The organism is Paraconexibacter algicola (genome assembly GCF_003044185.1).
Classification (GTDB): domain Bacteria; phylum Actinomycetota; class Thermoleophilia; order Solirubrobacterales; family Solirubrobacteraceae; genus Paraconexibacter; species Paraconexibacter algicola.
Genome location: NZ_PYYB01000001.1, coordinates 2,759,411 through 2,771,846, shown reverse-complemented (window position 1 = coordinate 2,771,846; position 12,436 = coordinate 2,759,411). Strand labels below are relative to the sequence as shown.

Genomic DNA, 12,436 nt, shown 5'->3' with positions numbered 1-12,436 from the left:
GGCGGCGAAGGGTAGAGCCCCGCTACCCTCAGCGGCCTCATGCCGTCCCCCGCCACCGCGACGCCCGAGGAGATCCGGGACGTCAACACCCGCTACCACGACGGCGCCGCCGCGCAGTACGACGCCAAGTGGGGCATCGACTTCGGCGCGATCGGCCAGCGCCAGGTGCTCGGCAAGCTCGAGAAGGCGCTCGGCGCCCCGCTGCCCGTGTACGACCGGGCGCTGGAGATCGGTGCCGGCACCGGCTACTTCACCCTGAACCTCATGCAGGCGGGCGTCGTGCGCGCCGCGGTCTGCAGCGACATCTCCCAGGGGATGATGGACACGTGCGCGGGCAACGCCGCGCGCCTCGGGCTCGACGTCGAGACGGTCGTCACCGACGCCGAGAAGCTCCCGTTCGAGGACGCGTCGTTCGACCTCGTGCTCGGCCACGCGGTGCTGCACCACCTGCCCGACCTCGACCAGGCGTTCCGCGAGTTCTTCCGCGTGCTGAAGCCGGGCGGCACCCTCTACTTCGCCGGGGAGCCCTCGGAGATCGGCGACCGGATCGCCGCCTACCCCAAGCGCGGCGCGACCCGCGTCGCGCCGCTGTGGCGCGCGGTGCTGCGCGCCCGCAAGGCGCCGGAGGGCCACACCGACGGCGGCGCCGAGAACCACCAGCTCGAGAGCGTCGTCGACGTCCACGCGTTCGTCCCCGACGACCTGCGCGGCCACGCGACCCAGGCGGGCTTCAGCGCGGTGAAGGTCCGCGGCGAGGAGCTGCTGGCCAACTGGTTCGGCTGGGCCAACCGGGCGCTGGAGTCCTCCGCCGAGCAGGAGGACGTGCCGTGGCTGTGGCGCCAGTACGCCTACCGCGGCTACCTCGCGTTCCAGGCCGTCGACCGCGCGCTGCTCGAGTCGCGACTGCCGCCGCAGATCTTCTACAACCTGATCGTCAGCGCCCGCAAGCCCGGCTAGTCCGCGAGCTGCGCGGCGAGGTGGCGGTGCCCCGCCACCTCGTAGCCCACGACCGTGACGATCGGGGCGAGCATCAGGACCACGAGGCAGACCGCGACGCTCACGCCGGCCGCCGCCAGCCCGACCCCGGCCAGCAGGACGACGACGGTCAGCGCGACGAGCAGCAGGTGCAGCGGGTCGTGCGAGCGGAAGATCGCCGTGACCATCGCGTAGAGCGCCAGCAGGAACAGGGCCAGCGGCAGCGCCACGCTGAGCACGACGCCGACCTCGCCGATCTTCGCCTTGCCCTCCAGCAGGTAGGCGACGACGTGCAGCCCGCCGCCCATCGCGGCCAGCCCACCGAACACCGCGATGTGCCCGTACCCCCAGCCGAAGGAGCGGTCGCGGTGGCGCTCGAGCGCCAGCGCCCACGGGACCGAGAAGTACGCCCACCAGGCGGCGAACGTCATCCCGATCCCGGCGAACACGACGACGGCGGCGGTCGTGGTCCAGCCGTCCTCGCCGTGGACGACGGCGTTCATCGCCGCGACCGTGCCGATGATCCCCTCCCCGAGCGTGATGATGACCAGCAGGCCGTAGCGCTCGGCGATGTGGTGGGCGTGCCACGGGGTGCCACCCCGGCGCTCGGCGAGCGTCGGGCCGCTGACCTCGACGGCGATCAGGACGGCGCTCGCGGCGAACGCGGTGGCCAGCGGCAGCTCGAGCACGATCAGCGCGACCCAGCCGACCTGGGCGAGCGCCAGCGTCCGCACGTAGACCATGATCGTCGGCCGGCGCGCGGGGTCGTGCCGGGCGGCCTGCAGCCACAGGAAGAGCAGCGCGACGCGCATGACGACGTACCCGAGGACGAGCACGGTGTTGTCGAGCGTGTCGCCCTCGTCGATCGAGTCGAACACGGACTCGATCCCGAGCGCGACGATCACGACCCCGGCCATCTGGACCATGACCGCCAGCCGGCAGATCCAGTCGTCGGTGTCGTACGCGGAGGCGAACCAGGAGTAGTTGATCCACGCCCAGCTGACCGCGAAGACCGCGAACACGAAGCCCAGCAGGGCGGTCCGCACGTGGTCGTCGGCGACGTAGTGGGCGAACTCGTCGGCGGCCACGCCGAACGCGACGACGAACGTCAGGTCGTAGAGGAGCTCCAGCGGCGTCGCGGTGCGGTGCGTCTCGCCCGGGTCGCGGCCGGTCAGGCGCTGACGTCCGTGCGTGCGGGCGGCCGTGCTCATGGCCGCGCAGCCTAGCCGCCGCCGGTGTCGAGCTCCTCGCGCGCGTCGTCGGCGCGGGCGCGGATCGCGGCGAGCTCCGCCGGGTCGAAGCGCCCGAGCGTCTTCAGCGGCATCGCCATGCGGTGGTTGCCGGTGAAGCGGTCGCGGTGGCGGTCCAGGAAGTCCCAGTAGAGCGCCGACAGCGGGCAGGCGTCCGGCCCGGTCCGCTGCTTGGGGTCGTAGCGGCACGACGGGCAGTGGCGGCTCATCTTCGAGACGTAGTTGCCGCCCGCCGCGTACGGCTTGGTCATCATCTCGCCGCCGTCCGCGTAGAGCGCCATGCCCATCGCGTTGGGGGCCATCACCCACTCCGCCCCGTCGACGAACGCGGTCTCGAACCAGCGCAGCGCCTCGACCGGCCGGGTGCCGTGCAGGAGCATGATGTTGCCGAGCACCATCAGCCGCTCGATGTGGTGCGCGTAGGCGTCCTCCCCCACCGCGCTGAGCGTCGTGTCCAGGCAGTTCCAGCCCGTCTCGTGCTCGCCGGGCGCCGCGATCGCGACCGGGAGCGGCCGGTCGGCGTCCAGGGCGTTGCGCCGCGGCCACTCGTCGGCGCGCAGCCAGTACATGCCCCACACGTACTCGCGCCAGCCGATGATCTGGCGGACGAACCCCTCGACGCTCTGCAGCGGCACGCCGTCCTCGCGGTGCGCGCGCTCGGCCGCCCGCACGACGGTCAGCGGGTCGAGCACCCCGAGGTTCAGGGGCGCCGACAGGTTCGCGTGGAAGAGCATCCGCTCGCCCGGGACCATCGCGTCCTGCCACGGACCGAAGTCGGGGAGCCGCTCGTCGACGAACGACCGCAGCGCCCGGCGGCCCTCGTCGTGGGTGACGGCGACCTGCCGCGGACCGTCCCGGCCGATCGTCGTGATCGCCCCGGCGGCGACGAGCCGGTCGAGGTCGTCGCGGACCGCGGCGTCGAGCTCGCCCTCGCGCGGACGGTACGGGGCGGGCGCCGACAGGCCCTCCTTCGGCGGGCGCCGGTTCTCCGCGTCGAAGTTCCAGCGTCCGCCCAGCGGCTCGCCGGCGTCGTCGAGCAGGACCCGGTGCTCGCGGCGCATCTCGCGGTAGAAGTGCTCCATCGTCAGCGTGCGTCGGCCGCGAGCGTAGGCGGCGAACCGCTCCGGTCCGACGAGGAACTGGGTCGAGTCGACGAGCTCGACCCCGAGGTCGTCGCGCAGGTGCCGGACGGCGCTGCGCCGGTTGGGGTGCGCGGCGACGAGCCGCTCCCCCTCGTGGGCCGCCAGCGCGTCGGCGAAGCTCGCCGCGCCGCGGTGCTCGACGACCTCGAGGTCGGGGTGGCGCTCGCGCAGCTCCTGCGCGTAGGCGCGCAGCGCGACGAGCACCGCGTGCAGGCGGCGGCGGTGCACGGGACGCCGCCCCATGAGGGCGGTGGACTCGACGAGCACCGCGCGCGACGCCCCGTCGAGCGCGGGGTGGTCGCGCAGCAGCTGATCGCCGAGGATGACCGCGGTGTGACCCATGGCCGGGGTACGGGCCGCGACGGCGCGCGGGCTTCCGGGCCTCCGGTCAGTCGGGCGTGGCGGCCCCGCCGGCGGCGGCCAGCTCGGCGTCCCGCTCGGCGAGGTAGGCGCTGCGCGCGGTGAACGTCTCGCGCATCTCCTCGGTGACCTCCTCGAGGAACTCCTCGCGGTAGGTCGAGTCGGTCAGCACCGCGATCGAGTAGTAGAGGCCGCTGAACGAGGCGATCGCGGTGGCGACCCGCAGCAGCTCCTCGGTCAGGTGGATCTCGATCCCGAGGATCTCGGTGTCGCCGAGCACGGGGACCGGGCTGCCGCGGCTGCCGGTCCAGCTCTCGAGCACCTCCGGGGAGATCGCCAGCAGCCCGAAGACGACGAAGAACCCGGCGATCGCGAGCGAGACGACGAGCACCTGCAGCGCCTGGCTGACGAACAGGACGAGCCCGACGTTGAACAGCTGCGAGCGGCGCAGCGGCGGCCCCTCCCCGCCTGCCTCGCGCTCGATCGCCGCGACCTCGCGGGGGATCCGCGCGACGAGGAAGCCGGTGCCGATGAGGACGAGCAGCCCGACCATCGCGCCCAGCGACGGGTCGCTCATGGCCGAGAACACCTGCCACATCTCGGTGTTGATGAACAGGACCACGCTGAACAGCAGCAGCAGCGGGACCGCGCGGGCCAGGAGCATCACCGACCGGCCGAGCTGGCCGACGAGACGTCGCGCCGCCCACACGACGATCGACACGAAGCCGAGGCCGAGCACCCCGTAGACCAGCGCCAGCAGGACGGTGTTGCCGACGAGCGTGACCACCGCGCTGACCACCTGGCCGCCGAAGATCAGCGGCAGCAGCGACGGCAGGACGACGAACGCGGCGAGCTCTGCGCGGCCGAGCGACTCGGGGATCGCGAGCATCTCGCGGCCGCGGAAGCGGTTGACGAGCGCGACCCCGACGAGGATCACGGCGAGCGATCCGAAGACCGACGCGATGTTCGCGGCGACGCCCCAGTCGAAGTTCAGGCCGTTGAACACCTGCGCGAGGAACACGAGCGCCAGCAGGGGGAACGCGCGGTTCCAGATGTCGGTGTCGGCCTCCCGGTCCTCGATCAGCAGCGGGAGGCCGGCCCGGTGGAACTGCTGCTCGTACTCCGCGCGCACGGCGCGGAAGACTACGCCGCTCAGCCCTCGCCGACCGCGCGGTAGCGGTCCATCGCGACCTGCCGCTCGTGCTTGTGGTCGACGACCGGGGACGGGTAGTCGCGGCCGATGACGCAGCCCGCGCGCTCCTGCTCGGCGTCGCTCATCGTCCACGGCTCGTGGATCCGGGCGTCCGGGACGTCGGCGAGCTCGGGCACCCAGCGGCGCAGGTAGTCGCCGTCGGGGTCGAACTTCTTGGACTGCAGCACCGGGTTGAAGATGCGGCGGAAGTACGGGGCGGGGTCGACGCCGGTGGAGGCGATCCACTGCCAGTTGCCGTTGTTCTGCGACGGCTCGGCGTCGAGCAGGAGCCGCTCGAAGTGCGCCTCACCGGCGCGCCAGTCGAGGTGCAGGTCCTTCGTCAGGAACGAGCCGACGACCATGCGGGCGCGGTTGTGCATCCAGCCGGTGCGCGCCAGCTGCCGCATGCCGGCGTCGACGATCGGGAAGCCGGTGCGGCCCTCGCGCCAGGCGTCGAGCAGCTCCTCGTCGTCGTCCCAGCTGAGCTTGCGGAACCGCTCCTGGTACTCGTGGCGCAGGTTGTCCGGGTGGTGCAGCAGCACGTGGGCGTAGAAGTCCCGCCAGGCGAGCTGGCGCACGTAGGCGCGCGCCCCGTCGGTGTCGCGCTCGCGGGCGAGGACCTCCATCTCGCGCGGCGAGACGCAGCCCCAGCGCAGGTACGGCGACATGACGCTCGTGCCGCCGCTGAGCCGGTCGTGCAGGTCGGCGTAGTCGTCGACGGGCCCGCGCAGCCAGTCGTGCATCGCCGCCCGCGCGGCGCGCTCGCCGGGGGCGACGACCGGCTCGGGGACCTCGTCGGTCAGGCCCAGCGCCTGGAGCGATGGCAGCCGGCCCTTGCGCAGGCCCGACGGCAGCCCGCCGAGATCGCGCGGGGCGCCGTGGACCTCGCGACGCGGGAGCGTCTCCCACACCTTCGAGAACGGCGTGAAGACCGCGTACGGCTTGCCACCCCCGGTGCGGGGCTTCGACACGTCGGCGCAGTAGCTGCCCGGGCACGGGACCGGCTCGATGCCCGCCTCGCGCAGCGCCTCGGTGACCCGGCGGTCGCGCGCCCGGGCGTACGGCGCCGCGTCGCTCGTCCACAGCACCGCGTCGGCCCCCGCCTCGCGGGCGACGTCGACGAGCTCCGTCGCCGGGTCGCCCTCGCGGACGACGAGCCCGGAGTTGCGCTGCCCGAGCGCGTCGTCGAGCTCGGCGAGGCAGTCGAGCATGAACCGCGTCCGCGGACCGGACGCGAAGCGCCCGCCGATCAGGCGCGGGTCGAGCACGAACACCGGCACGACGCGGTCGTGGTCGGCGCGCGCGTCGTGCAGCGCGGGCAGGTCGTGGACCCGCAGCTCACGGCGGAACCAGACGATGGCGGTGGATGGGCGCGAAGACATCATGGGTCCTACGACTAGACTCGGTGCGGAGGTCATGCCCGGAGACGTCCAGCACCAATTCCCGCTCTTCCCGCTCGGCATGGTCGCCCTGCCGAACGAGCTCGTCCCGCTCCACATCTTCGAGGAGCGCTACCGGACGATGATCGCCCAGTGCCTGGAGGGCGAGAGCGAGTTCGGGATCGTCTGGTCCGGCGACGACGGGCTGCGGACCGCGGGCTGCGCGATGCGGATCGAGCAGGTGCTCGAGCGGTTCGACGACGGCCGCGTGAACATCCTCACCCGCGGCACGCGCGTGTTCGAGCTGCTGGAGCGCACCGCCGACGTGCCCTACCCGACCGGGGACGTGCGGTTCGAGGAGGAGGAGCCCGAGGACGCGGACGCCGACGCGGCCGCCGCCGCGCACGAGGCGTACGCCGAGCTCGTCCGCGAGGCGACCGAGAAGGAGCTCGAGCGCGACGAGCTCGACGCGATGGACGCCTACGAGATGGCGGCGACCGTCGACTTCGGCCTCGAGGCCAAGCAGGCGCTGCTGGAGCTGCGCTCCGAGAACGCCCGGCTGCGGCTCGTCACGCGCCTGTTCCGCGCGGCGACCAAGCGCCTGGACTTCATCGAGCGCGCGCAGGTCCGGGCGAAGTCGAACGGGAAGGTCCGGTTCGGCTGAGCCACCGGGGCGGCCGACCGCCCGCCCCGAGGTAGCTGCCGCCGAGGATCAGGGCCAGCCCGGCGACCGTCGCGACGGAGATCGCCTCGCCCAGCAGCGTCACGCCGTAGAGGACCGCGAAGACCGGCGCCAGATAGGCCACGAGCGAGGCCTTCGACGCGCCCAGCTCGCTGATCAGCGAGTAGAAGAGCAGGAACGCCACGCCGGTCCCCAGGACGCCGAGCGCGAGCACCGCCGCGACGCTGTCGGCGCCCGCGGCGCTCGGGAACGACACGAGCGCGAACGGCGCCAGCAGCAGGGCGCTGACGCCCATCGTCGCGGTCGCGATGCCGGCGGGCTGGAGCGTCCCGAGCCGCGCCTTGAGGTAGAGCGCGCCGACCGAGTAGCCGAGGCTGGCCACGAGCACCATCAGGCCGCCGAGCAGCGTCTCCGTGTCCCCCGACAGGTCGACGCCGAACAGCAGCACGACCCCGACGATCCCGACGAGGATCCCGACCAGCGCCCAGCCGGTGACGCGCTCGCTCTCGGCGAAGCGCAGCGCCAGCAACGCCGTGTAGATCGGGGCGGACGCCACGAGGATCCCGGCGAGCGCGCTGGGGATGTGGTGCTCGCCCTCGGTGATGAGCAGGAACGGCACCGCGACCTGCACGACGGCGAGCACGACGATCGCGCCCCACGCCCCCTGCAGCTCGCGCAGCGCCCCGCGCCGGTACGCGATCGGCGCGAGCACGGCGGCGGCGAGCGCGGTGCGGGCGAAGACGAGGAACGAGCTGGAGAAGTCCCGCAGCCCGACCTTGATGAACAGGTAGGAGGCACCCCAGGTCGCGGCCAGGACGGCGAGCACGAGCAGGTGGCGACGGGACACCGGCGCACGATCCCATTGCGCGACCGGCGGCGCCAGTCGGTCTTCTGGGGACGGGGAGAAGCCGCGCTGATGGCCCTAGCGCGGCAGGCCGCAGGGGCCCTTGGCGAGGGCGCGCACGAGCGCCGCGAGCTTCAGGTACGCCTCCGGGGCGTCGGCGGCGTTGTCGGCGAAGCGGGCGCTGCCGTCCTCGGCGCGCACGACGTAGCGCAGCTGCGACCCGGGGCGCGGCGGCAGCGACGGGCGGGTGCGCAGCAGGCCCGGGGTGTCCTCGCGGTCGTCGTCGTTGAGGTCGCGGACGATGTCGCGCGCGTCGATCAGCTGGTCGGAGCTGATCGCCCGCTCCGGGCCGCCGTTGCAGCTGACGAAGCCGCCGTCGGTCACGCGCAGGCGCAGCTGCGCCCCGGGGTTGGTGCCGCTGCGCTCGACGACGAAGAGGTCGGGGGACGGCGTGCCGCCCGCGCACCCCGCGAGCACGGCGCCCAGCGCCAGGGCGGCGACGGGCCCCCGACGGGTCATGCGTGCACCGCCGCACCGCCGCGGCGCGGGTCGCCGCCCGCGGTCGTGCGACCGCTGTCCGGGTCGTGCTGGACCGCCTGCACGCCCCCGAAGAAGAGGTTGCGCGCCCGGAACGGGGCGACGGTGCGGCCCGCGGCGCGCAGCGCGGCGAGGTCGATCCCCGGCTCCGCGTAGACGGTGTCGTCCTCGAAGTGCAGCCGCGGCGCGACCACCGCCTCCTGCGCGTCGAGGCCGCGGTCGACGACCCCGATCACCGTCTGGAGGATCGCCGAGCGGATGCGGTTGGACCCGGCGCTGCCGAGGACCAGCTCGACGCCGCGGTCGCCGCGGACCACGGTCGGCGCCATCATCGACGGCATCCGCCGCCCGGGTGGGAAGGCGTGGAAGCCCAGCGGGTTGAGGTCCTCCTCGCCCATCATGTTGTTCGGGTGCATGCCGGTGCCCGGGACGACGATCCCCGAGCCCTCCCCGTTGGTGGCGGTGATCGCGCAGGCCAGCCCGTCGCCGTCGAGGACCGAGACGTGCGTGGTGGAGCCGAGCTGCGTCGCGAGCAGCTCCTCCGCGAAGCCGGGACGGTCCAGGCCCTTCACGAAGGCGGGCGTGCGCCGCGCCTGCACGGCCTCCATCACCTCCACGAGCCGGGCCGGCCCGGGCGCCCCGGCGCGGTCGTCGCGCTCGAGCGTCGCGAGGGCCAGCGCGATCAGCGCTCCGCCCGCCGACGGCGGCGGGTTCGTCGCGATCTCCCGGCCCCGGTAGGCGACCCGCACCGGCTCGCGGGCGATCGCGCCGTAGTCGGCGAGGTCCTGCGCGGTGAGCACCGCCCCGCGGTCGGCCAGCCACGCGAGCACGCGCCGGGCGATCTCCCCGGTGTAGAACGGCTCCGCGCCCTCGGCCCCCAGCCGCTCGATCGCGTCGCCGAGCTCCGGGAACGCGAACACGTCGCCCTCGCGCAGCGCCCGGCCCCCGGGGGCGAACAGCGCGGCGGCCTCGGGCGTCGAGACGAGGATCGCCTCGAGGATCTCCGACACGTAGCCCTGCGGCGCGTTCAGCGGCACGCCGGCGCGGGCGTGCGCGGCCGCCGGGGCGCACAGGTCCGCCAGGGGCACGGTGCCCCAGCGGTCGATCGCGGTCGCCAGCCCGGCGGGCATGCCCCACGCGCCGATCGACGCGGGCCCGACGTTGAAGACCTGCACCGCGTCGCCGAACGAGACGTGCACCGGCAGCAGCGCGGCGCGCGGCGCGTCACCACCGCCCTGCCCGGGCGCGGCGACGAAGAAGTCCAGCAGCACCGGCTCGACCCCCGGCCCGGCCACCAGCAGGTAGCCGCCCGCCCCCGGCCCGGTGAGCAGCGGCTCGGCCGTGAACGAGGTGAGCATCGAGGCGACCGCGGCGTCGACCGCGTTGCCGCCCTCGCGCAGCACGCGCGCGCCGGCCTCCGCGCTGAGCGGGTGTCCGGCGGCGACGACTCCGCGGCTGGGCATCGCGGCATCCTTCCAGGAAACCGTCCCGGAACGACATCGGCCCCGGAACGCGGGTTCCGGGGCCGACGGCACGCTCTCCCCCTCAGGAGACGGACTGTGAATATAGCCGGATCCGTCGCGGCGTGCGTCGCGACTGACCGTCCGGTCAGATCACCCGCGGGGGATGAACTCCGGGACGTCGAGCTCGCCGACGCCGAGACCGCCCGAGCTGCGCCCGGGACGGCGCGTGTCGACCGCACGGAACTCGCCGGTGCGACCGCTCGCCGTGCGGCGCTCGACGCGCGGCTCGCCCCGCGGCTCCTCGATCGGACGGCGGGCGGCGGGCCGCCCCGGCGTGTCGCCGAAGCCGGTCGCCACGACCGTGACCCAGACCTGGTCCTCGAGCTTCTCGTCGACCATCGCGCCGAAGATGATGTTCGCCTCCGGGTGCGCGGCCTCGGCCACCGCCTTGGCGGCCTCGTTGACCTCCCACAGCGAGAGGTCCCGGCCCGCGGTGATCGACAGCAGGATCTTGCGGGCGCCCTCCATGCTCGTCTCCAGCAGCGGCGAGCTGACCGCCTGCTGGGCGGCCTCGAGCGCCCGGTCCTCCCCGTCGCCCATGCCGATGCCCAGCAGCGCGTTGCCGGCCTCCGACATGATCGTGCGGACGTCCGCGAAGTCGAGGTTGATGAGCCCCGGAAGGGTGACGAGATCGGAGATGCCCTGGACGCCCTGACGCAGCACGTCGTCGGCGACCCGGAACGCGTCGACCATCGAGATCTTCTTGTCGAGCACGTCGAGGAGCCGGTTGTTCGGCACCACGATCAGCGTGTCGACCTCGTCGCCGAGCGCCTCGACGCCCATGTCGGCGGCCTTCATCCGGCGGTTGCCCTCGAAGCCGAACGGCTTCGTGACGATCCCGACCGTGAGGGCGCCGATCTCCCGCGCGATGCGCGCCACGACCGGCGCGGCGCCCGTGCCCGTGCCGCCACCGGCACCGGCCGCGATGAAGACCATGTCGGAGCCCTTGAGCAGCGCCTTGACCTTGTCGTACTCCTCCATCGCGGAGGCCCGACCGAGCTCCGGGTTGGAGCCCGCCCCCAGGCCGCGCGTGATCTGCGGGCCGATGTGCAGGGTGATGTCGGCGGTCGACTGCTGCAGCGACTGCACGTCGGTGTTGACGGCGATGAACTCGACGCCCTCGACCTCCGCCTCGACCATGCGGTTGACCGCGTTGACGCCGGCGCCACCGACGCCGACCACGCGGATGACCGGCTGGCCGACCGGCTGCGCGGAGCCCCACGCGGAGCCGCGGTCGCGGGCGTACGGGTCGTGCTGGATCGGGGCGGGCGGCGGCGTCACGTCCGGGGCCACGGTGTGCGGCGCCTGCGTGGCGGGCTGCCGCGCGTACGGGTCGGCGGCCGCGAACGGCTCGGCGACGGGCAGCGGTGCGGGCTCGGGGACGGGCAGCGCCTGCGGCTCGGCCGGGACGGCGCCGAGCGACGGGTGCGGGTAGTCCCCCCGCGCACCGGCCTGGGCTCGCGCCGCCGGCGTCGCCGGGGCGGGAGCGAGCTCCTGCTGTCCGGGGATCGGCGCGGGCGCGGCGGGCGCGGGCGCCGGCGCCGCGGCCTGCGGCGGCGCGACGGGCGCGGACGCCTGCGGCGGCGGCGGCTCGGTCGCGGCGCCCTCGGCGCGCGCGATGTTCTCCTGGACCTCTTCGGTCTTGCGGAACAGGGCCGCGAGGGGGCCCTCCCGCATCGACGCGCGCTTACCGCTCTCCATGGGTGAGGACCTCCTTCGCGAGATCGCGATAGGACTGGGCGGCCATGCCGTCCGGTTCGTACTTGAGCACCGACATCCCCTTCACGGGCGCCTCGGCGAAGCGGACCGTCTTCTTGATCCGCGAGGCGAAGACGCGATCCCCGAAGTTCTCCTCGAGGATCTCGATCGCCTCCTTGGCGTGCACCGTGCGGGTGTCCATCAGCGTGGGGAGGATCCCCTCGATCTCGACGTGCGGATTGAGGTTCTCGCGGATCATCGCGAGGGTGTTCTGGAGCTGGATCAGCCCGCGCATGGAGAGATACTCGCACTGGACGGGGACGATCACCTTGTCCGCGGCCGTCAGGGCGTTGATCGTGAGCAGCCCGAGGCTCGGCGGCGTGTCGATGCAGATGAAGTCGTAGTCGTCCTTGATCGCGCGGAACGCCTTCTCCAGGGCGCGCTCGCGACCGATCATCGTCGACATCGCGATCTCCGCCCCGGCGAGGTCGATCGAGGCGCACGCGACGTCGATCTCGCGCTTTCGGATGATCTCGCGGATCGGCAGCTGGTGGACGAGGACGTCGAACATCGACTGCTCGAGCCCGTCGGGGTCGATGCCCTGCGACATCGTCAGGTTGCCCTGGGGGTCCATGTCCACGCACAGGACGCGGTGGCCGCGCTCAGCGAACGCGACGGCGAGGTTCAGGGTCGTCGTCGTCTTGGCGACGCCGCCCTTCTGGTTCGCGAAGACGATGACCTTGGGCTTGTGCTCCACGCTCTCCACGGTGGCTCCGATGGCTGAAACGGTGCGCAGCCCCCCGGCTGGGGGCTGCTCCGCCCCGTGTTTTCGCCCTGCACGCGATGTTTCCTTC

General features: G+C 73.5%; 11 protein-coding genes. 2 read left to right on the top strand and 9 right to left on the bottom strand.

What is annotated here, in order from left to right:
* Window positions 1–39 precede the first annotated feature (39 nt).
* Window positions 40–957 carry a class I SAM-dependent methyltransferase gene (locus tag C7Y72_RS13040; RefSeq protein ID WP_107569175.1) on the top strand — a complete coding sequence of 306 codons (918 nt, stop codon included), beginning with the start codon at window positions 40–42 and terminating at the stop codon, window positions 955–957.
* On the opposite strand, the gene C7Y72_RS13035 is transcribed toward C7Y72_RS13040, so the two are convergent.
* From C7Y72_RS13035 to C7Y72_RS13020, 4 genes are read right to left on the bottom strand one after another with little or no spacing between them, the layout of a single operon-like run.
* Window positions 954–2,186: a low temperature requirement protein A gene (locus C7Y72_RS13035; RefSeq protein WP_107569173.1), complete on the bottom strand. Its 1,233-nt coding sequence runs from the start codon at window positions 2,184–2,186 to the stop codon at window positions 954–956. The two genes, C7Y72_RS13040 and C7Y72_RS13035, sit on opposite strands and share 4 nt — an antisense overlap.
* 11 nt (window positions 2,187–2,197) lie before the next feature.
* Window positions 2,198–3,709, bottom strand: a complete 1,512-nt coding sequence (locus C7Y72_RS13030) for a cryptochrome/photolyase family protein (RefSeq protein ID WP_107569171.1) — start codon at window positions 3,707–3,709, stop codon at window positions 2,198–2,200.
* A gap of 46 nt (window positions 3,710–3,755) precedes the next feature.
* Entirely contained in the window at window positions 3,756–4,859 is a 1,104-nt protein-coding gene (locus C7Y72_RS13025; protein ID WP_233243834.1) for a hypothetical protein, read from the bottom strand.
* Window positions 4,860–4,879: 20 nt separating this feature from the next.
* Window positions 4,880–6,301 carry a cryptochrome/photolyase family protein gene (locus C7Y72_RS13020; RefSeq protein WP_107569790.1) on the bottom strand — a complete coding sequence of 474 codons (1,422 nt, stop codon included), beginning with the start codon at window positions 6,299–6,301 and terminating at the stop codon, window positions 4,880–4,882.
* 34 nt (window positions 6,302–6,335) lie between these two features.
* Between C7Y72_RS13020 and C7Y72_RS13015 the strand changes: the two genes are divergently transcribed.
* A complete protein-coding gene (locus tag C7Y72_RS13015; protein WP_107569169.1) occupies window positions 6,336–6,962 on the top strand; it encodes an LON peptidase substrate-binding domain-containing protein in 627 nt (208 codons plus the stop codon).
* Here the strand turns inward: C7Y72_RS13015 and C7Y72_RS13010 are convergent.
* From C7Y72_RS13010 to C7Y72_RS12990, 5 genes are all read right to left on the bottom strand, one after another.
* Window positions 6,907–7,827, bottom strand: coding sequence for a DMT family transporter (locus C7Y72_RS13010; protein WP_107569167.1), 921 nt, complete (start codon window positions 7,825–7,827; stop codon window positions 6,907–6,909). The two genes, C7Y72_RS13015 and C7Y72_RS13010, sit on opposite strands and share 56 nt — an antisense overlap.
* A gap of 75 nt (window positions 7,828–7,902) precedes the next feature.
* Window positions 7,903–8,343 (bottom strand): hypothetical protein, encoded by a 441-nt coding sequence (locus C7Y72_RS13005; RefSeq protein WP_107569164.1) that lies wholly within the window; start codon window positions 8,341–8,343, stop codon window positions 7,903–7,905.
* The gene (locus C7Y72_RS13000; RefSeq protein ID WP_107569162.1) at window positions 8,340–9,824 is read right to left on the bottom strand and encodes a gamma-glutamyltransferase; all 1,485 of its coding nucleotides are present in this window, start codon (window positions 9,822–9,824) and stop codon (window positions 8,340–8,342) included. Before C7Y72_RS13000 ends, C7Y72_RS13005 begins: the two co-directional genes overlap by 4 nt.
* Before the next feature lie 150 nt (window positions 9,825–9,974).
* Entirely contained in the window at window positions 9,975–11,585 is a 1,611-nt protein-coding gene (gene ftsZ, locus C7Y72_RS12995) for a cell division protein FtsZ (protein ID WP_107569160.1), read from the bottom strand.
* Window positions 11,572–12,339, bottom strand: coding sequence for a ParA family protein (locus C7Y72_RS12990; protein WP_233243832.1), 768 nt, complete (start codon window positions 12,337–12,339; stop codon window positions 11,572–11,574). The genes ftsZ and C7Y72_RS12990 overlap by 14 nt, the downstream gene beginning before the upstream one ends.
* Window positions 12,340–12,436: the final 97 nt, after the last annotated feature.

Coding starts and splice junctions, on each gene's coding strand:
- C7Y72_RS13040 (WP_107569175.1), top strand. CDS start 40: ATGCCGTCCCCCGCCACCGCGACGCCCGAGGAGATCCGGGACGTCAAC.
- C7Y72_RS13035 (WP_107569173.1), bottom strand. CDS start 2,186: ATGAGCACGGCCGCCCGCACGCACGGACGTCAGCGCCTGACCGGCCGC.
- C7Y72_RS13030 (WP_107569171.1), bottom strand. CDS start 3,709: ATGGGTCACACCGCGGTCATCCTCGGCGATCAGCTGCTGCGCGACCAC.
- C7Y72_RS13020 (WP_107569790.1), bottom strand. CDS start 6,301: ATGTCTTCGCGCCCATCCACCGCCATCGTCTGGTTCCGCCGTGAGCTG.
- C7Y72_RS13015 (WP_107569169.1), top strand. CDS start 6,336: ATGCCCGGAGACGTCCAGCACCAATTCCCGCTCTTCCCGCTCGGCATG.
- C7Y72_RS13005 (WP_107569164.1), bottom strand. CDS start 8,343: ATGACCCGTCGGGGGCCCGTCGCCGCCCTGGCGCTGGGCGCCGTGCTC.
- C7Y72_RS13000 (WP_107569162.1), bottom strand. CDS start 9,824: ATGCCCAGCCGCGGAGTCGTCGCCGCCGGACACCCGCTCAGCGCGGAG.
- ftsZ (WP_107569160.1), bottom strand. CDS start 11,585: ATGGAGAGCGGTAAGCGCGCGTCGATGCGGGAGGGCCCCCTCGCGGCC.